Raw genomic sequence first — 17,702 nt, 5'->3', positions numbered from 1 at the left:
ATTAATAAATCTCTAATATCTAAGTTGTAAAATTTAAATCAGAGCAAGAGATAATAATAATCTTAAAAAGTGGTGATAAAAATGTTGGTAATAAATAGTTTAACTAAAAATTACGATGGTTTTACAGCTGTTGATAATTTAAGTTTTAAAGTAGGAGAGGGTGAAATATTTGGCTTCCTGGGACATAATGGAGCAGGGAAAACAACAACAATTTCTATGCTGGTCTCATTAATCAGACCAAGCAGTGGAAGTGCTGAGATTGCTGGTTATGATGTTGTAAAAGATAATCTTAAAGTAAGAAGCATGCTTGGTTATTTACCAGAAAATGTTAACTTATACAGCAACTTAACAGCTTTTGAAAATCTCTATTTTTTTGGTAGTTTATCTGGGGTTGAAAATGTTGAGAAAAGGATAAATGAGGTTCTTAAGGATTTAGAGATGAACTCCTGGAAAGATACAAAAGTCAGGGAATTTTCTAAAGGAATGAGACAGCGTATCGGTATAGCTCAGGCCTTACTGCATAAACCCAGGATATTATTCTTAGATGAACCAACATCAGGTTTGGATCCACAGGGGACCAAAAGCATCCGTGATCTGCTCTTATATATAAATAATAAGTGGAATACGACTATATTTCTAAATACCCATCTTTTATCAGAAGTGAAAAAAATCTGCAGTAGTATTGGAATAATAAGTCACGGGCAATTGCTGATGACAGATTCTTTAATAAATATTAAGAAAAAATTTGGTAGTGAAAAATCTCTTGAGGATATATATTTCCGGATTGAGGGGGATCAAAATAATGGGGAAAATACTGTCTATAGCATCTAAAGAAATAAAAACTGCATTTAAAGATAAGGCTTTTCTTGCAGTTGCTTTACTTTTCCTTCTGCTTTCTATTCTATCAGTGTATATAGGGTCAGCAACCAAAAATGCTGAAATCACAGCATATCAGGATATTGTTAACTTATTGAAATCACAGGGAGCTACTTCTATTCCAGCAGAGCCGAAGATATTCCCCTTATCAATTTTGAAAAATATTATAAATTATGTTGCGGTAATAGGCTCAATTGTTGCTATATTTCTTGGGTTCAATTCTTTTAGTGAAGAAAGAGAGGAGGGGACAATTAAGCTTTTACTTTCAAGACCAATTTACAGAGATCAGCTGATAAATGGTAAACTTTTTGGAGGAGCGTTCGTAATTGCAGGTTTATTAATAATAACTTTAGTTTTTAATTGTTTCCTTTTTACAGTGGTATCTGGAATGAATATTAATTTTGCTGAATTTAGTCGTTTAACTGTTTTTTTTGTTTTTGCTTTTTATTATATGATAAGTTTTTATCTTGCCTCATTATTTGTTTCTCTCAAGAGTCAAAACAGTACTTTTGCTTTTTTATTAATGCTAATTATTTGGATGGGAGTAAGTTATGTTATTCCACAGCTGGCTGAAAGCCAAAAAAATTATGTTTATGTACTGAATAATATAAGTCAAACCATGAATCAAATGCCGCAGGATACACTGATCTCTAAGACAATAGAGATATTTTCTCCTACAGTACAATTTAAAAATATAGGTCGTGACCTTCTGCAGGTAGTTCCAGAACATGCTCAACTTTCTCTTTTTACATTATTGAAGCTTAATCTGCGATCTATTATATATCTTCTAGTTCCTGGGCTTTTTATGCTTTTTGGTTCATACAATAGTTTTTTAAAAGAAGGTAATTAAATGAAAAGAATATTAACTGTATTAATAATTTGGATAGTCTTAGCAGCAGGATTTAGTTCAGGAGCAGCAGCTCAGACTTTTGCTACCAGTCCTATTTATCTCAGCAAAGAGGCAGCGGGGGGGCAGCAGGTTGATTATACTTTTCTAATTAAAAATAATGACCAGAGAGAACATAATTATTCTTTTCAGATATTAAATCTTCAAAAAGAATATATCAGCAGTCTGGATTATAAGTCATTTTCAGAAACCAATTTTAGTTTAACTGCAGGGAATAGTAAAAAAATAGACTTGAAATTAAAAATACCAGAAAACTCAAAAGCTGATCATCTTTCATTCCGGGCAGTCTTGAAAAAAGAGGGTAATATTACTAAATCTCTACCACTTAACATTAAAATTAATAAAGATTATCAGCTCACAATCGCAGATTATCCTCGAGATTTGAATTTGATCAGTGGTGAAAATCAAAGTTTTTCAGTTACAGTTGGAAACATAGGAACAGAGACTCTAAAAAATATTAAACTTAAATTTGAGCTGCCGAAAAAGTGGTTAATAGAAAATATTAAACCCAAACAAATGGATCTTAAAGCTGGAGAAAAAGGATCATTTAATGTGGATATATTTGTTCCTTCATCACAGGCAGCTGCTAACAAAGAGATTTCAGTAATTGCCTATAATCAGCATTCTCAGACAAAAATTTTAATTGGCTCAATTACTGTTAAAAAGAATCCAAATTACTTTTTGGTAATCCTGATTCTGCTGATTATTATGATAATGGGAACAATATATTATTTTCGCAGATTTGGAAGAAGATAAATATTTTAAATGGAGGTGAACTTAATGAGTGAAATGATAGTGATTGCTAGAAAGGAGATTAAAGATTCTTTAAATAATAAATTTTTTCTTTCCATACTTATTTTGCTGCTTATTTTAACTATAGTATCAATAGTTTTGGGGACCTTACAGGTCCACTCCCAGATAGCACAGTACAATAGGTCTATTGAGTTTTTAAAGTCAATGGGTAAAACTAATTTACCACCAATGCCCAGCCTTAATCCTCTCTCAGTATCAAAGAGCTTTGTAAATTATGTTGCTATGATTGGTGCTTTATTAGCAATAGTCCTCGGTAATTATGCAGTAAGCAAAGAGAGGAAAAATGGTACATTTAAACTGATACTATCCAGATCAATTTATAGGGACCAGCTTATTAATGGAAAGTTGGGTGGGAATCTGCTGCTCTTAGCTTTAATTAACTTTGCTATTGCAGCTGTAACAATTATTTTTCTTACTGCTTTGGGGGGAGTTAGTCTTAGTCAGGCGGATTTAATAAGATTAATCTTTTTCTTTGCCGCTTCATTTTTATATATGGCCTTGTTTTTTATAATTTCTTTGTTTGTAACTCTGCTTCTACCATATAAAAACTATGCCCTGCTTACAGTAATAATTATCTGGCTTGTATTTGCTTTTATATTCCCTCAAATTGGCGATACCATGGATATGGATAACCAACTTCCTGGTGGATTTTTCGCAAGTATGGGACTCAACAGAGCTCAGGAGAAACAGATAGTCAATAAATTTAAATTCTATGAAACACTTAGAAATGGAATAGAAGAACTTTCTCCAACCAAACATTTTGAAAGAATTAGTTTTGCTCTCTTAGGAGTTAAACCTGGTTTTAAAAATAATACTGCCTGGGAAATAGCTAATCTAAAGTGGCTAAATCTGGCAGGTTTATTAGTGCCTAATATAATTTTAAGTATGCTGTCTTATCTGGTTTTTTTGCGCAGAGAAAATCTTTAAATAGATAATATATTAAAAAGTTAAAAATAATAACTATGGAGGTAAAAGATTATGATGAAAGTAAAAAAGAGTAATTGGCTCACATTGACTTTGCTATTATTAGCAGCATTAATAGTTTTTTCTGGAGGTGCTAGTAAAATATATGCGGCTGGAAATAATTTGGATAGTGATAAAGATGGAATTCCCAATGATGTAGAAAAAGTATATGGAACTAATCCTTATGCTGCTGATAGTGATGGTGATGGAATGAATGATAAAGATGATAATAATCCTGTTCAATTGAGTAATCCTATTAAAGAAAGCGGCAGCCGAGATTTACAAATAAGGGTAAAGGATGCAAGGGTAGAAGATAATTTTGATACTAATCATTCGGATCTTCCTGACCATCTGCAAATAACATTATTAAATAAAGGGAAAAAATCTTTGAGCAATATAGAACTCTATTATACAATAACTGATAAAAAAACAGGTGCCGAAGAATCGTATTATCAGAAACTTAATTCAGAAATTGCTGCAGAAAGTGAATTAACTCTTCATTTTGACAATAAAATTGCTAAAGATCATTATTCTGCAAATATGAATGGATTATATGGAAGTTCAACTAATGGTTTGATTTTTGATGTTTATCTGCATGTGAAAGGCTATAAAACTCTTAATTTTAAGATAGAAAAGGATGCAGGTGCTGCAGAAGTCGCTGACTAAAAATCAATATGAATATTAAAATACTTTAATCTATAATTAACATTTGTTTAATTTTTAAAGTATAAAATGAAATTGTAGTAAAAAAGAAATTAAAAAAAGGAAAGGATGAAAAATATGTTGAAGAAAATAATAGCAACATCAATGTTAGCTGTATTTGTTTTTGGTTTTGTGGGAGGTATATTTACTTTATCCGAAAATAGGGTTCAGGCAGCTGATCAGAAATCTAATATTTTTAATATGGAAAAGGCTATTAAGGTTGTAAAAGAGAAATATACTAATGCCCAGGTTAAATCAGTTGACAAAGAATTGGAAAATGGTAAAACATTTTTTGAAGTAGAATTTACTGATTCAAATGGAAATCATGAGGTAAGTATTGATGCAGATACTGGTAAAATATTAAAATCTTTTGAAGATGAGAAAAATAATTATCAGAATGAAAGCGGAGAACATCATAATGAAGGTAATGAGACAGAAGACTATGATAATCAGGATAATGAATCAGAAGAACATGGAGAAGATGATGACAGCGGCAGTAATCAGGATGACGACTATGAAAGCGAATAATGTAGAAAAAAGTTATTTTTGAAAATAGCTAATATATAACTTATAAGCTGTCAGTCTTGATGCTGACAGCTTTTCTGTTTGATTATTTTTAAAGTATGGTTAAGAATTCTTTTAGAAGCACCTCTATTATTTAGAATTACTTTTCTGGCTTTTTCTCCCCTGTTCTTTAAATTGTTTTTATTATTTAAATAATAGTTAAGTTCTTTTTTTAAACTCTGCCAGGTATTTACCTGTATTCCGGCATCATTTTTAATTAAAAGATCTCTGCTGTCTTTAAAATTAGACATATCCGGACCGAAAAACACCAGTTTTCCCTGGGCGGCAGGCTCCAGTACATTATGCCCCCCTTTTCCCATCATACTGCCTCCTACAAAAACTAGATCAGCAATACTGTATATTTGTGCCAGTTCCCCGATAGTATTTAAAATAAGAGCTTCAATTTTTTTAGAATTGTTATTCTTAAGCTCTGTTTTTTTTACAGCATCAATATTATTTGTTTTAAAAATTTCATTGATTTCAGCTGCTCTTTCAATATCACGGGGAGCAACAATAAAATATAAATTAGGAAATTCCTTTTTTAGCTCCTGATAAATCTGGATTAAATGTTTTTCTTCATCAGGATGAGTACTACCAGCAACAAAAACTAAATTATCTTTATTTATTTTAAACAATTTTCGATATTTTTCTTTTTTGTTTTCAGAAATTAGAGAATAATTCTGATCAAATTTTGTATTTCCCAGGTTAAAAACTTTTTTTTCATTAGCTCCAAGTTCTATAACTCTATTTTTATCCTGTTCAGACTGCATGGCCAGACAGTCAATATTATTAAGCATATCCGGCATAATTGAGCCTAAATAATTATATTTTTTGTAACTACTATCACTTATTCTACCATTGGCATAGATTATTTTATGCCCTCGCTTGTTTGCAATCTTGATAAAGTTTGGCCAGAGTTCAGTTTCAATAATCATAATCAGATCAGGATTAATTATATTTAAAGCCTTATTAACAGCAAACGGTAGATCAAAGGGAAAATAGACTATAGCATCAGCATCCTCAATGATTTTGTGGGCCATATTCTGGCCGGTATAAGTGGTAGTAGAAAAAATTAATTTGTATTCGGGTAGTTCTTTTTTTAGTTCTTTTACAACAGGACTGGCGGCCACAGTTTCCCCGACAGAAACTGCGTGAATCCAGATGACTTTATTATTGGTGGCTAGACTTTTTATTTTATTTGCATAAAAGCCAAAAAGTTCTTTGGTATTTTTTTTGTTTGTATTAGTAAGCTCTTTATAGATTAAGATAGGAGAATAGATTATGAAAATTAAAACAAGTAATAAATTATAGATTATGTACATGATTAAAACCCCTTAAAATTAAATGCTATCTGAATTATATCAGAACTAAAAAATAATGACAAATAGCTGAAATTTGAGCTTGCTAGCTTTTCGGCAATAATAAAGGCTGACCTAAAAAAGCCAGCCATTGTTTAAATTATAAAAATTGTAATTAATACTTTAAACCATATTTTTCTAACACCCTTTTTTCTACTCTCATGCGGGCAGTTTTTTGAGGATCAACAACCTGACTAATCTGGAGATCACAAATAATACTCATCAGCATTGCAAGCTCATTATTACTCAGTGGAAGTCTTTCGTTCAAAAATTGAAACATATTGTTGCTCGCTTTTTTGGCAGCGGCATCCAGATCTGTACCCGAAGCAATAGTATAAAAAGCTGGTTCAGTTTCAACTATTGGATCACTTAATTCCTTATTTTTTATTAGATCAACTTTGACAGTAACTTCACCAGCAATTTCAATACCTGTTACAACAACTTCGCCATCACCCATGGCTGCATGCAGATCTCCTATTGCCAGCATTGCTCCAGGAACTCTAACCGGAAGATAAAGAATTGCATTTTCCTTAATTACTTTGGTGTCCATATTTCCTCCATGGGAGGCTGGTGTACCACAGGGAACAGCTTTCTCGTCTTTGCCAGGTGAAGTACCAATTACTCCAATCATTGGATCGAGATCAATATTAATTTTTTCGTTAAAAATAGCCTTATTATTTTCGATAGGAATAATTTTAGTCTCCGAATCAGTAATAAATTCTTCCAGAAATCCCATTTCCGGAGAGGTAATCATAACTCCCTGATCCTTTACTTTGATTTTTTTGATTTCTATTTTCAGTGTGTCTCCAGGTTCAGCACCTTCAATTTTTAGAGGTCCAGTTGCTGGATTAATTGTCTCCCAGTCTGTCGACTCAAAAAGTACTTCCTCACTTTGAATCTGATTACTAAAACAGTCCTGTGTCTCAAAAATTACTGTTTCACCTGGCTGACAGCTGGCAGCCTCCTTATTGTGGGCAGACATTGAATAGATATGCTTGTCGGCTGATATTTTCATTCTATCCCTCCAGATTTTAATTAAATATATTTAAAATTGAGAATATTTATTATAAATTATAACATAGAATTTTTCTACTGTCAGCTAATCGACAAAAACTGACAGGTTCACGGTGCGTGTACATAAACAAACATAAACGAGCATAAACAAAAAAGACAGCCAATTGGCTGTCTTAGATTCAAAATGGTACCCTCAAGGGGATTCGAACCCCTGCCGCCAGGATGAAAACCTGGTGTCCTGGACCCCTAGACGATGAGGGCAAATTTTTATATAATTTTGTTGACTGCAATAAATATAATAGCATAAGAACTAACTGGCGTCAAGAATTTTGCTGAAGAAATATAATTTAAAATTTTCTCTCTATTCCTTACTGTTCTGTCAGTGTTTTGGGCCTGTTTTTCCTTGAAACAATTAATCTTTTTGACATTTGTTCATAATAATTAATTTTATGACAAGGAAGTAGCAGTTAAATCTAGAATAGTATAGTTAAGAGTAGGAATTATTCTTTATAAAGGAAATGCTCTGTTTATAAATTTAAAGAGATTATTATTACTGGTTAGTTTTAAAGAAAATATTAAGCTGAGGTGATCAAATGTCAGAACTGCTGGACCTTTTTGCAGAAAAAGAGCTTGTTCTAGCTCAGGGATGTACTGAACCGGGAGCGGTGGCTTTTGCAGTGGCTGCTGCAGCCGAACACAGTCGGGGTGAGCTAAAGAAAATCAAGATTAAGATTGATGGTTTTGTTTATAAAAATGGTATGTCAACCGGCCTGCCGGGGATTAATAAGTATTATGGAAATAAAACAGCAGCCGCTTTAGGTTATTTTGCCGATAAACCCTTAGCAAGAAAACTGACAATATTAGCTGATCTAGAAGATAAACTGGATCAGGCCCTGGGGATTATTGAGCGAGTAGAATTTGAGGTTCTGGAAGAAAAGATGCCCGTTTATGTGGAAGCAATTATTGAAGCTGATAATCAGGTTTGCTCTCTGATTAAAGGCAGTCATGATGATTTAAAAAAGATTACAGTTGATGGTAAAATAGTTTATCAAAATCAGAGTAAAATTTCTGCTGACCAGCAGTTAAAAAATCTTAATGCTCAATTAAAGACGATGAATATTTATCAGTTAATTGAGCTAGTAGAAAAAGAATTTTCAGATAGGCAGCTTCAGTTATTAAAAGATGGCTTGAAACTAAACTCGGTAATCGCCCGAGCTGGTAGAGAGGGAGTTGGTTCGGAAGTTGGGGTTAAATATAGAAAACGAACTGATTTTAATGAGCTAAATGAAATTGCAGCTAAAGCTGCTGATGGTACAGGAGCCAGAATGGCCGGAGCAGCTTCTCCAGCCCTGGCATCTTCAGGTAGTGGTAACCAGGGCATTTTTATTTCGCTGGTTACCTATCACAGTGCCCGACATTATTTTAATATCTCAGATAAAGAAATTTTTAAGGCAACAATGATTGCTCATCTGGTTGGTCATTATGCCAAAATTTACCTGGGGCGTCTTTCTGCACTCTGTGGGCTTTTTTATGCTGCAGCACCGGGAGTGTTGGCAGCTTTACTTTATCTGGCCGGTAAAGAAGATAAAATAGAAGAGGCGATCAATAATTTAATCAGTGATACAAGTGGAGTTTACTGTGATGGAGCCAAGGGGAGCTGTGCTTTAAAGTCGCTTACAGCAGCTGAACTTGCATTGAGGCATTTTGATTTGATTATGCAGGATCTGAACTGTCATCTTCCTTCAGGATTTATTAACTGTTCTTTAAGTAAAACATTTGAAAACCTGGCTGCTATTTCAAGACCTTCAGAAAATACAGTTAATAATACACTATTTAAGGTTGTTGAGAAAAATGCCTGTGAAATTTGAAAAACATTTATTCCAGACAGTTAAGTATTTTTCTGGCTGAAGACATTGATTAAATTAAGTAAATGCTTTACTGAATTATAATAAATTTTTAACAGGAGGAATTTAAGATGAAAATAGCTGTTATTGGTGCTGTTGCAGCAGGTACAAGTGCTGCAGCTAAAGCAAGGAGAACAGATAAAGAAGCAGAAATTGTAGTTTTTGAAAAGGGAACGGATATTTCTTATGCTGGCTGTGGACTTCCCTATTATATCTCTGGCGTAACACCTTCCCGTTCTGAAATAGTAATGAATACAGTGGAAGATTTTAAGGAAAAATATAATGTCGAAGTTAGGCTCCAACACGAGGTTACTCAAATTGAAACAGATGGCAAAAAATTAAAATATAAGAATTTAAACACAGGAGAAACGGGTGAGTATAAATATGATAAATTAATTATTGCTACCGGTGCTTCTCCAATTAAACCCCCATTTGAAGGTCTGGATCTGGAAAATATTTTTACTCTTCGCTCTGTTGAGAGTGCCGACCAGATAAAAGTGGCTTTAAGTCGAAAAGAAACTCAAAAGGTTGTAATTATTGGTGCCGGCCTGATTGGTCTTGAGATGGCAGAATCTTTTAGGGAGCTGGGGATGGATGTTACAATTGTTGAACTGGAAGATCAGGTGCTGCCTCCTTATAGTAAAGAAATGGCCGAGATTGTAGCAGAACATTTAAAGGAAAAGGAAGTTGAACTGATTTTAGATGATGGAGTGGATCATTTTGAGGGTGAAGACAGGGTAGAGAAAGTTGTAACTGCTTCTGGCAAAAAAATTGAAACTGATCTTGTCTTACTTTCGATTGGAGTTAAGGCCAATTCAGAGCTGGCAGAAAAAGCTGGAGTTGAAATCGGTAAAACAGGAGCTATTAAAGTTAATGAGAGATTAGAAACAAATCTTAAAGATATTTATGCTGCAGGTGACTGTGCGGAATCAACTGATCTGCTGACCAATAAAGATGTCTGGGTTCCTCTTGGTTCTACTGCAAATAAGCAGGGAAGAACAGCTGGCGAAAATGCAGCCGGTGGAGATTATAAACATTATGGTATTTTAAAAACAGGAATTACAAAAATATTCGACCTGACAGTGGCAAAAACTGGTTTGGATCTGGAGGAGGCAGAAAAAGAAGAAATCGATGCTGTGGCTGTCAAAATTAAAGCTCATAATCATGCAAGCTATTATCCGGGTACTGCTCCAATTCATCTGCGAGGAATTTTTGATAGAGAAAATGGAGTTATTGTTGGAGCAGAGGTAATCGGCGGTGAAGGTTCTGATAAAAGAATTGATGTGCTGGCTACAGCAATTTACAATAGAATGACTGCAGGAGAACTGTTTCAGGTTGATCTTGCCTATGCTCCTCCTTATTCCGGTCCTAAAGATGCAGTAGCAATACTGGGAATGGTTGCAGAAAAGAAGATATAACTTTTGTTCTTTGTTCACCAATCTGTTATAATAAATATAATAGAGTATTTTACTAAACTTTAAATAAATGTAACAGGAGTGAAAAAGTATGGCCCGTCCAACCAAAGATCGGATAATTGAAAAATTACCTGAAATAAAATTTTTTAAACCAGCGGGAGTCCCCGGACATCAGCTGGAAATAGTAGAGATGACTATGGAAGAAGTGGAAGCCCTGCGCCTAAAAGATGTTAAAGGTTTAACTCAGGCAGAAGCAGCAGAACTGATGAATGTTTCTCGCCCAACTTTTCAGCGGGTATTAACTTCAGCCAGAAAAAAGGCTGCTGAGGCTTTAACCTGTGGTAAGGCAATTAAATTTGCTGGGGGAGATTATCGTCTGGTGAGACCGGGCCACTGTCCGGAATGCGGCAAAAAAATGAGAAGAGGTAGAACTCATCAGCACGGGAAAAATATGTCTAAAGAGAAGTGCCCGGAATGTGATGAGGATCAGGAGGCTTAAAATCCTGAATCTATTAGTGCTTGTTTTAATAATCAAGAGATTATAAATTTAATTGAGTAAATTGCTCTAAGGAGAAGTTGAGTGCACAAAAAGGAGGATTAATTCGATTATGAAAATTAATGTAGACTGGCAGGGAGAAATGGAATTTAAAAATCAACTGCCATCAGGTCATGAATTAACAGTTGATGCAGCAGCAGAAAGTGGAGGGCATAATAAGGGGCCTCGCCCAATGGAATTACTGCTCAGTGGACTGGCTGGCTGTACTGGAATTGATGTTGTTTTGATACTTAAAAAGATGAAAACTGAATTAGAAGACTTTGCAATGGAGGTTGATGCTGAAAGGGCAGAAGAACCTCCGAGGCGATTTACTAAAATTCATATTAAATATAAGTTTAAAGGGAAAAAATTAGATGAACGCAGGGTGGAAAGAGCAATTAATCTTTCGGAAAAAAAATACTGCTCGGCCAGCAACTCTTTAAATGCAGAAATCACTTCAAGTTATGAAATTGAGTCTACAGATTAGATTATGTTAATATATGTTAAATGAAGAAGAATTAATAATTTTAAGTAAATATATTACAGAAAAATGATTGAAATTATTGAATACCCGGATATCCGGGTATTTTTTTTATTTTATCTACAAATTATTGCAGGATTAATTTAAATCTCATTGAATATATAAAGTGAGATTTAATTTTTTTAAACAAATAATTTTCTAAATACTCTTAATTTAAAGAGGGAGGATAATGATGATTAATTTAGAAGTCGATGAAAAACAATTAGAAAAAGCGGTTGAAAGAGCCAGAGAAAAGAACATAATTCTGCCAACTTTTAAGCAGATGAAAAATCCAGAATTAATTCCGGATAAGATCAAAGAAAAGCTAAAAGATATTGGCCTCTGGGATGTGAATAGTTATAATTTATTCCGCATCAGCTGGAAAAATGAGCCGAAAAAAGATGGGGGACTCTATGACGGGGTAAATTATATTGAGTTTCCTTCAGAATTAACAGGTGTTGACGCCAGGATTTTTGCAATTGTTGGTAAATGGTTCCCAACGGGAGCCCACAAGGTAGGAGCTACTTATGGCTGTCTGGCCCCTCAGCTGGTAACCGGTCAGTTTGATCCAACATCCAGCCATGCAGTCTGGCCTTCAACCGGTAATTACTGCCGTGGTGGAGCGTATAACTCCCAACTTCTAGCCTGTGATTCTATTGCCATTTTACCGGAGGGAATGAGTAAGGAGCGTTTTGAATGGCTGCAGAAAGTTGCAGGTGAGGTTATTCCTACTCCAGGTACTGAAAGTAATGTTAAAGAAATTTTTGATAAGGTCTGGGAGCTCAGGGAAACCAGAGATAATATCACAGTTTTTAATCAGTTTGAAGAATTTGGCAACCACCTCTGGCACTATGAGGTTACCGGTTCTGCGATGGAAGAAGTAATCAGAAGTGAGATGAGAGAAGACGATAATTACTTTGGCTTCTTTGCTACTTCAGGTTCAGCTGGAACTTTAGGAGCTGGCGACCATCTTAAAGATCAGTTCCCACAGAGCAAAATTGCTGTCGGGGAAGCACTGCAGTGTCCAACAATTTTAAGTAATGGTTTTGGTGCCCACAGAATTGAGGGTATTGGCGACAAGCATATTCCCTGGATTCATAATGTAAAAAATACTGATATGGCAGTTGCCATAGATGATGAGCGAACAATGTCACTGCTGCGCTTATTTAACGAAGAAGCAGGAAGAGAGTATTTAGTTGAGCAGGGAATAGCAAAAGATTTTGTAGAAAAGCTTGAACTATTAGGAATTTCAGGAATTGCCAACCTGGTTGGAACTATTAAGATGGCTAAATATTATGAGCTGGATCAAAATCAGATGCTGATGACTGTTTTAACTGATTCTTTAGAATTATATACTTCTCGCCTGGAAGAAATGAGAGAAGAAAGAGGAGAATACACCAGAGAAGACGCGATTAAAGATTATCACCGTTATTTACGCGGTATTGATACCGAGTATACTCTGGAGATGGGGCTGGAAGAACGCCGCCGTGTCCACAACCTTAAATATTATACCTGGATTGAGCAGCAGGGCAGAGATTCGGAAGAATTAAATGCTCAGTGGTATGACTATGAAAATTACTGGGGCGGAATCCATTCTCAGGCAGAAGAAATAGATAAATTGATAGAAGAATTTAATCACAAGACAGGTTTATTAGCAGAGCTGTAGAATTATATAAATAGAAAATAAATTCGGATTCTCTCGCTGCTTATTTCAATCTAAGCGGGCAGAATTAAATAGACGAGAATAGAATTAGTAATTGAGGTGAAGCAGATGAAATATGTAACAGGGCTGCACTGTATTAAGTGTGGTAGAGAATATGAAGCCGATCCTGAGCGTTATCTCTGTGATGACTGTGAGGATGGGATCTTAGATGTTGATTTTGATTACCAAAAAATTAAGAGTGAATGGTCAAAAGCTGATTTAAAGGCAAATCCTGATCAGCGTATCTGGCGCTTTGAACCTCTGCTGCCGATTAAGCCGGAGACTGAAAAGCCTAAACTTGCTGTTGGGAATACCCCGGTTTATAATTCACCGGTCCTGGCAGAAGAATTTGGGATTAAAGAGCTTATTATTAAGGATGATGGCTTAAATCCAACAGCTTCTTTAAAAGATAGAGCTTCAGCGATGGCTGTAGTTAAAGCTCAGGAAGCAGGAGCAAAAACGGTTGCTTGTTCTTCAACAGGTAATGCAGCTTCTTCACTGGCAGGTAATATTGCTTCTATGGGAGGCAGAATGAACGCAGTTATTTTTGTGCCCGATCGGGCTCCAGCCGGTAAACTGGCCCAGCTTTTAATTTACGGAGCTGATGTTGTTTCGGTCAAAGGTTCTTATGAGGAAGCATTTTATCTGTCGGCAGAGGCAATTAAAAAATGGGGCTGGTATAACCGCAATGCTGCCATTAATTCCTATCTGGTTGAAGGTAAAAAGACAGTTTCTTTAGAGCTGGCGGAACAGCTGGAATGGGAGATGCCTGACTGGCTTGTCTTTTCTGTTGGTGATGGCTGTACAATAGCAGGAGCCTATAAAGGTTTATATGACCTAAAACAGATTGGTTTTATTGATCGGATTCCAAAACTGCTGGGTGTTCAGGCAGCAGGCTGTGCTCCAATCACAGAAGCCTTCAGAACTGGTAAGGATCTGGAAGTCACAGCTGAAAACACAATCGCCGACAGTATTGCTGTAGGTAAACCACGCAACTGGCTGAAGGCAGTTAGAGCTGTTAGGGATTCTGAAGGGCAAATGATTAATGTCAGCGATGATCAGATTTTAGCTATGATGAGAAATCTCGGTAAAAAAACCGGGATCTTTGGTGAACCGGCAGGAGTTGCTGGAATGGCTGGGCTTAAAAAAGCTGCAGCAGAGGGGATTGTAAAGAAAGATGAGAGCGCAGCTGTTGTAATTACCGGTAATGGTCTTAAAGATGTTAAAAATGCCCGCCGGGCAGCTGGTGACCCAATCGAAGTTGAACCGGACCTGGAGAAACTAACTAAGATCTTTGCTGAACAGGGTGTGACCAGTGATGAGTGATAATATCAGGTTGGGCCAGCGAATTCGAAAGAAACGCCAGGCAAGAGGGATGAGTTTAAATGACGTGGCAGAGGAAATCCAAAAAACATCAAGTTATTTAAGCCAGGTGGAAAGAGGTCTGGCGGAACCATCAATTACTGCACTAAGAGAAATAGCCAGGGCGCTTGAGGTTCCAATTTTCTATTTTCTAATTGAAGAAGAAAGTCATAATGCGGTAGTCCGTAAAGATGAGCGTCGAATCCTGAATTTCCCCGGTTCTCATCTAACCTTTGAGCTTCTTTCTCCAGATTTAAATCGAGATATGGAGGTCATAGAAGCAACTTTAGAGCCAGGAGCAGAAACAACTGATGAACCCTTAAATCACCTGGGCGAAGAATGTACTATTGTTATGCAGGGGAAAATGTATATTAAAATTGGGGATCAGGAATATGAATTAGAAAAAGGGGACAGTATTTATTATAAAGCTAGTCTGCCCCATAAGATTAGGAGTATTGGTGAAGAAGATCTGCACTTTATCTCAGCAATTACACCACCTAATTTTTAAACTATAATTCCTTTAAAAGTGAAGGCATTTGGGTAAGTATTTTAACAGTACTTGTTTGGGAATAAATATTAAATTAATGGAGGTGCCAGCTAAGTGATAGAATTTGATCAAATAATGGAAAAAGCAGAAAGTTATCGTTCAGAAATTAGTGCATTTTTAAGAGATATGATCAGAATACCGAGTGAAAGCTGTGAAGAAAAAGAGGTAGTACTGAGAATAAAAGAAGAAATGGAAAAAGTAGGCTTTGATAAGATTGAGATTGATGAGATGGGCAATATTTTGGGCTACATAGGTAGCGGCAGCCATGTAATTGCTATGGATGCTCATATTGATACTGTTGGTGTGGGAGATGAATCTCTCTGGGATTATGATCCTTTTGAAGGTTATGAAGATGATGAAATAATTGTCGGCCGGGGAGCCAGTGACCAGGAAGGCGGCATGGCTTCAATGGTTTATGCCGGTAAGATTATTAAGGATCTGGGCCTGGAAGATGATTATACCTTAGTAATCACTGGAACAGTTCAGGAAGAAGACTGTGATGGCCTCTGCTGGCATTACATTTTAGAAGAAGATGATATCAAACCTGAGTTTGTAGTAATTACTGAGCCTTCATCATGTAATATTTACCGCGGTCACCGGGGCAGAATGGAAATGAAAGTCAGCACCCACGGTGTCAGCTGTCACGGTTCAGCTCCTGAAAGAGGAGATAATGCAATTTATAAGATGGCTCCAATTATCAATGAACTTAAAGCTCTGCATCCAAATTTAACTCCCCATGACTTTTTAGGTAAGGGAAGTCTAACTGTTTCCGAAATTTTTTACAGCTCACCTTCCCGCTGTGCGGTAGCAGACGGCTGCAGTATTTCAATTGACCGCCGCCTGACCGCTGGTGAGAGCTGGCAGTTTGCTGTGCAGCAGGTTAAAAACCTACCTGCAGTCAATGAGGCAGATGCAGAAGTTGAAATGTATAAATATGAAAGACCTTCTTATACAGGTCTTAAATATCCAATTGATGCTTATTTTCCAACCTGGCTGATCGAAGAAGATCACCCCGTCTGTCAGACTACAGTTGAAGCTTATAAGGAACTATTTAAGGAAGAGCCGCTGGTTGATAAGTGGACTTTTTCAACCAATGGAGTTTCAATTATGGGGCGGCATGGAATTCCCTGTATTGGATTTGGCCCCGGCCATGAAGATCAGGCACATGCACCAAACGAAAAGACCTGGAAATCAGAATTAGTTAAAGCCGCTGCAATTTATGCTGCGATTCCAAAATTATTTGTAGAAAAATATGCCGATCAGATGCCAGAAGAAACCGAAAATCTTTTAGCTTAAAGCTTTAATGGTACCGGGTACTTGGATATTATTTTCACAATAAAACTAATGATAGCAAAAGGAAATAATATCCAAGTGCCCGGTACCTAAAAAATCAAAGGAGGAATTATTTAATGGAAACTCAATTAAAGGGAAGAGATTTTATAACACTGCAGGAATGGACCAAAGATGAGATTGATACTCTACTTGAGGTATCATTTGATTTAAAGAGAAAATTTGCAATGGGTGAGCCAACACCATACTTAAGAGATAAAACAGCTTTTTTGATGTTTTTTGAGCAGTCAACCAGAACCAGAAACTCAATGGAAGCCGGTCTGGCTCAGCTGGGTGGTCATGCTAACTTTTTAGATACCAGCACCATGCAGGTTTCTCACGGTGAGGTTGCCAAAGATACCGGAATTATTCTGGGCAGCTATGGACATGCTATTGCCTGCCGCAACTGTGTCTGGGAAATCGGAAATAAGTATCTGCGCTCACTGGCCAATCATGCTAAAGTTCCAGTAATGAACCTGCAGTGTGATCTCTATCATCCAATGCAGGGTATTGCAGATTTAATGACTATAAAAGAAAAGAAAAAAGAAACTAGAAATCTAAAAGTTTCAATAATCTGGGCTTATGCTACCAGCCACAAAAAGCCGATTTCTGTACCTTTAACTCAGGCTTTATTATTCCCCCGCTATGGTATGGATGTAACCCTGGCCTATCCTGAGGGTTATGAGATGCCGGACTGGGTAATTGAACAGGCCAGAGCCAATGCTGAAAAACATAATGGTACCTTTAAAATAACACATGATCAGGATGAAGCTTATCGTGATGCTGACATTGTTATCCCTAAAAACTGGGGAAGCTGGGTAACAAATCAGGATGATGCAGTAATAGATGATCTTTTAGAATCAAATAAACACTGGAAGTGTACTGAAGAAAGAATGGCAATGGCAGATGACGATGTAATGTACATGCACGCTCTCCCTGCTGATCGCGGTAATGAAGTTGAAGATTCTGTAATTGATGGTGAGCATTCAATTGTCTTTACTGAGGCAGAAAATAGACTGCACACAGCTAAGGCAGTAATGACCTTAACTATGGGAGGTAAGTAAAAATTATCAGGTGCCGGGTAATTTGAGTTATATAAAAGCCGCTGGCTCGAAATAATTTCTAAGTAACCGGTACCTTTTTGAAGTTAATTATCTAAAAATTTAGAATAATCAGGAGGTGTATCCAACT

Annotated in this window: 17 protein-coding genes and 1 tRNA gene; 15 read left to right on the top strand and 3 right to left on the bottom strand. The window is 36.2% G+C overall.

Annotated elements, in window-relative coordinates; genetic code table 11:
• Positions 1-81: 81 nt before the first annotated feature.
• From C8C76_RS02245 to C8C76_RS02220, 6 genes are all read left to right on the top strand, one after another.
• Positions 82-831: an ABC transporter ATP-binding protein gene (locus C8C76_RS02245; RefSeq protein WP_108138251.1), complete on the top strand. Its 750-nt coding sequence runs from the start codon at positions 82-84 to the stop codon at positions 829-831.
• Entirely contained in the window at positions 803-1,726 is a 924-nt protein-coding gene (locus tag C8C76_RS02240; protein ID WP_076545774.1) for an ABC transporter permease, read from the top strand. The genes C8C76_RS02245 and C8C76_RS02240 overlap by 29 nt, the downstream gene beginning before the upstream one ends.
• On the top strand, positions 1,727-2,539 hold the full coding sequence (locus C8C76_RS02235; protein WP_108138249.1) for a COG1470 family protein: 813 nt from the start codon (positions 1,727-1,729) through the stop codon (positions 2,537-2,539). It begins immediately after the preceding gene.
• A 24-nt stretch (positions 2,540-2,563) separates the two neighbouring features.
• On the top strand, positions 2,564-3,523 hold the full coding sequence (locus C8C76_RS02230) for an ABC transporter permease (RefSeq protein ID WP_076545776.1): 960 nt from the start codon (positions 2,564-2,566) through the stop codon (positions 3,521-3,523).
• Positions 3,524-3,574: 51 nt separating this feature from the next.
• On the top strand, positions 3,575-4,225 hold the full coding sequence (locus tag C8C76_RS02225; RefSeq protein ID WP_108138247.1) for a hypothetical protein: 651 nt from the start codon (positions 3,575-3,577) through the stop codon (positions 4,223-4,225).
• Between the two features lie 114 nt (positions 4,226-4,339).
• A complete protein-coding gene (locus tag C8C76_RS02220) occupies positions 4,340-4,789 on the top strand; it encodes a PepSY domain-containing protein (RefSeq protein WP_076545778.1) in 450 nt (149 codons plus the stop codon).
• A 50-nt stretch (positions 4,790-4,839) separates the two neighbouring features.
• Here C8C76_RS02220 and C8C76_RS02215 read toward each other — a convergent pair whose 3' ends face one another.
• The 3 genes from C8C76_RS02215 to C8C76_RS02205 all read right to left on the bottom strand — a co-directional run bounded on the left by C8C76_RS02215 (position 4,840) and on the right by C8C76_RS02205 (position 7,458).
• On the bottom strand, positions 4,840-6,147 hold the full coding sequence (locus tag C8C76_RS02215) for a 3-deoxy-D-manno-octulosonic acid transferase (RefSeq protein WP_076545779.1): 1,308 nt from the start codon (positions 6,145-6,147) through the stop codon (positions 4,840-4,842).
• Positions 6,148-6,298: 151 nt separating this feature from the next.
• A complete protein-coding gene (locus C8C76_RS02210) occupies positions 6,299-7,198 on the bottom strand; it encodes an acetamidase/formamidase family protein (protein WP_076545780.1) in 900 nt (299 codons plus the stop codon).
• A 184-nt stretch (positions 7,199-7,382) separates the two neighbouring features.
• A tRNA-Glu gene (locus C8C76_RS02205) sits at positions 7,383-7,458 on the bottom strand.
• Positions 7,459-7,790: 332 nt separating this feature from the next.
• Between C8C76_RS02205 and C8C76_RS02200 the strand changes: the two genes are divergently transcribed.
• The 9 genes from C8C76_RS02200 (at position 7,791) to C8C76_RS02160 (ending at position 17,575) form a co-directional block, all read left to right on the top strand.
• On the top strand, positions 7,791-9,065 hold the full coding sequence (locus tag C8C76_RS02200) for an L-serine ammonia-lyase, iron-sulfur-dependent, subunit alpha (protein WP_108138245.1): 1,275 nt from the start codon (positions 7,791-7,793) through the stop codon (positions 9,063-9,065).
• A 107-nt stretch (positions 9,066-9,172) separates the two neighbouring features.
• Complete coding sequence (locus tag C8C76_RS02195) at positions 9,173-10,519, top strand: FAD-dependent oxidoreductase (protein WP_108138243.1); 1,347 nt, start codon at positions 9,173-9,175, stop codon at positions 10,517-10,519.
• An 88-nt stretch (positions 10,520-10,607) separates the two neighbouring features.
• Positions 10,608-11,015, top strand: a complete 408-nt coding sequence (locus C8C76_RS02190; RefSeq protein ID WP_076545783.1) for a DUF134 domain-containing protein — start codon at positions 10,608-10,610, stop codon at positions 11,013-11,015.
• Between the two features lie 109 nt (positions 11,016-11,124).
• Positions 11,125-11,538: an OsmC family protein gene (locus C8C76_RS02185; protein ID WP_076545784.1), complete on the top strand. Its 414-nt coding sequence runs from the start codon at positions 11,125-11,127 to the stop codon at positions 11,536-11,538.
• Positions 11,539-11,764: 226 nt separating this feature from the next.
• Complete coding sequence (locus C8C76_RS02180; protein ID WP_108138241.1) at positions 11,765-13,237, top strand: pyridoxal-phosphate dependent enzyme; 1,473 nt, start codon at positions 11,765-11,767, stop codon at positions 13,235-13,237.
• A gap of 105 nt (positions 13,238-13,342) precedes the next feature.
• Positions 13,343-14,599, top strand: coding sequence for a threonine synthase (locus C8C76_RS02175; protein WP_108138239.1), 1,257 nt, complete (start codon positions 13,343-13,345; stop codon positions 14,597-14,599).
• A complete protein-coding gene (locus tag C8C76_RS02170) occupies positions 14,592-15,143 on the top strand; it encodes a cupin domain-containing protein (RefSeq protein ID WP_108138237.1) in 552 nt (183 codons plus the stop codon). Before C8C76_RS02175 ends, C8C76_RS02170 begins: the two co-directional genes overlap by 8 nt.
• A 93-nt stretch (positions 15,144-15,236) precedes the next feature.
• Positions 15,237-16,478, top strand: coding sequence for a YgeY family selenium metabolism-linked hydrolase (locus C8C76_RS02165; RefSeq protein WP_219909355.1), 1,242 nt, complete (start codon positions 15,237-15,239; stop codon positions 16,476-16,478).
• A gap of 113 nt (positions 16,479-16,591) precedes the next feature.
• Positions 16,592-17,575 (top strand): ornithine carbamoyltransferase, encoded by a 984-nt coding sequence (locus tag C8C76_RS02160; protein ID WP_108138236.1) that lies wholly within the window; start codon positions 16,592-16,594, stop codon positions 17,573-17,575.
• The last annotated feature ends 127 nt before the right edge of the window (positions 17,576-17,702 follow it).

Source organism: Halanaerobium saccharolyticum (assembly GCF_003053565.1).
Taxonomy (GTDB): Bacteria; Bacillota; Halanaerobiia; order Halanaerobiales; family Halanaerobiaceae; genus Halanaerobium; species Halanaerobium saccharolyticum_B.
Note: the sequence above shows the minus strand (reverse complement) of the source record. Positions and strands in the feature narration are given on the sequence as shown.

Bases quoted from the DNA above. Each gene is read 5' to 3' on its own strand.
- C8C76_RS02245 (WP_108138251.1), top strand. From the start codon at position 82: ATGTTGGTAATAAATAGTTTAACTAAAAATTACGATGGTTTTACAGCT.
- C8C76_RS02240 (WP_076545774.1), top strand. From the start codon at position 803: ATGGGGAAAATACTGTCTATAGCATCTAAAGAAATAAAAACTGCATTT.
- C8C76_RS02235 (WP_108138249.1), top strand. From the start codon at position 1,727: ATGAAAAGAATATTAACTGTATTAATAATTTGGATAGTCTTAGCAGCA.
- C8C76_RS02230 (WP_076545776.1), top strand. From the start codon at position 2,564: ATGAGTGAAATGATAGTGATTGCTAGAAAGGAGATTAAAGATTCTTTA.
- C8C76_RS02225 (WP_108138247.1), top strand. From the start codon at position 3,575: ATGATGAAAGTAAAAAAGAGTAATTGGCTCACATTGACTTTGCTATTA.
- C8C76_RS02220 (WP_076545778.1), top strand. From the start codon at position 4,340: ATGTTGAAGAAAATAATAGCAACATCAATGTTAGCTGTATTTGTTTTT.
- C8C76_RS02215 (WP_076545779.1), bottom strand. From the start codon at position 6,147: ATGTACATAATCTATAATTTATTACTTGTTTTAATTTTCATAATCTAT.
- C8C76_RS02210 (WP_076545780.1), bottom strand. From the start codon at position 7,198: ATGAAAATATCAGCCGACAAGCATATCTATTCAATGTCTGCCCACAAT.
- C8C76_RS02200 (WP_108138245.1), top strand. From the start codon at position 7,791: ATGTCAGAACTGCTGGACCTTTTTGCAGAAAAAGAGCTTGTTCTAGCT.
- C8C76_RS02195 (WP_108138243.1), top strand. From the start codon at position 9,173: ATGAAAATAGCTGTTATTGGTGCTGTTGCAGCAGGTACAAGTGCTGCA.
- C8C76_RS02190 (WP_076545783.1), top strand. From the start codon at position 10,608: ATGGCCCGTCCAACCAAAGATCGGATAATTGAAAAATTACCTGAAATA.
- C8C76_RS02185 (WP_076545784.1), top strand. From the start codon at position 11,125: ATGAAAATTAATGTAGACTGGCAGGGAGAAATGGAATTTAAAAATCAA.
- C8C76_RS02180 (WP_108138241.1), top strand. From the start codon at position 11,765: ATGATTAATTTAGAAGTCGATGAAAAACAATTAGAAAAAGCGGTTGAA.
- C8C76_RS02175 (WP_108138239.1), top strand. From the start codon at position 13,343: ATGAAATATGTAACAGGGCTGCACTGTATTAAGTGTGGTAGAGAATAT.
- C8C76_RS02170 (WP_108138237.1), top strand. From the start codon at position 14,592: ATGAGTGATAATATCAGGTTGGGCCAGCGAATTCGAAAGAAACGCCAG.
- C8C76_RS02160 (WP_108138236.1), top strand. From the start codon at position 16,592: ATGGAAACTCAATTAAAGGGAAGAGATTTTATAACACTGCAGGAATGG.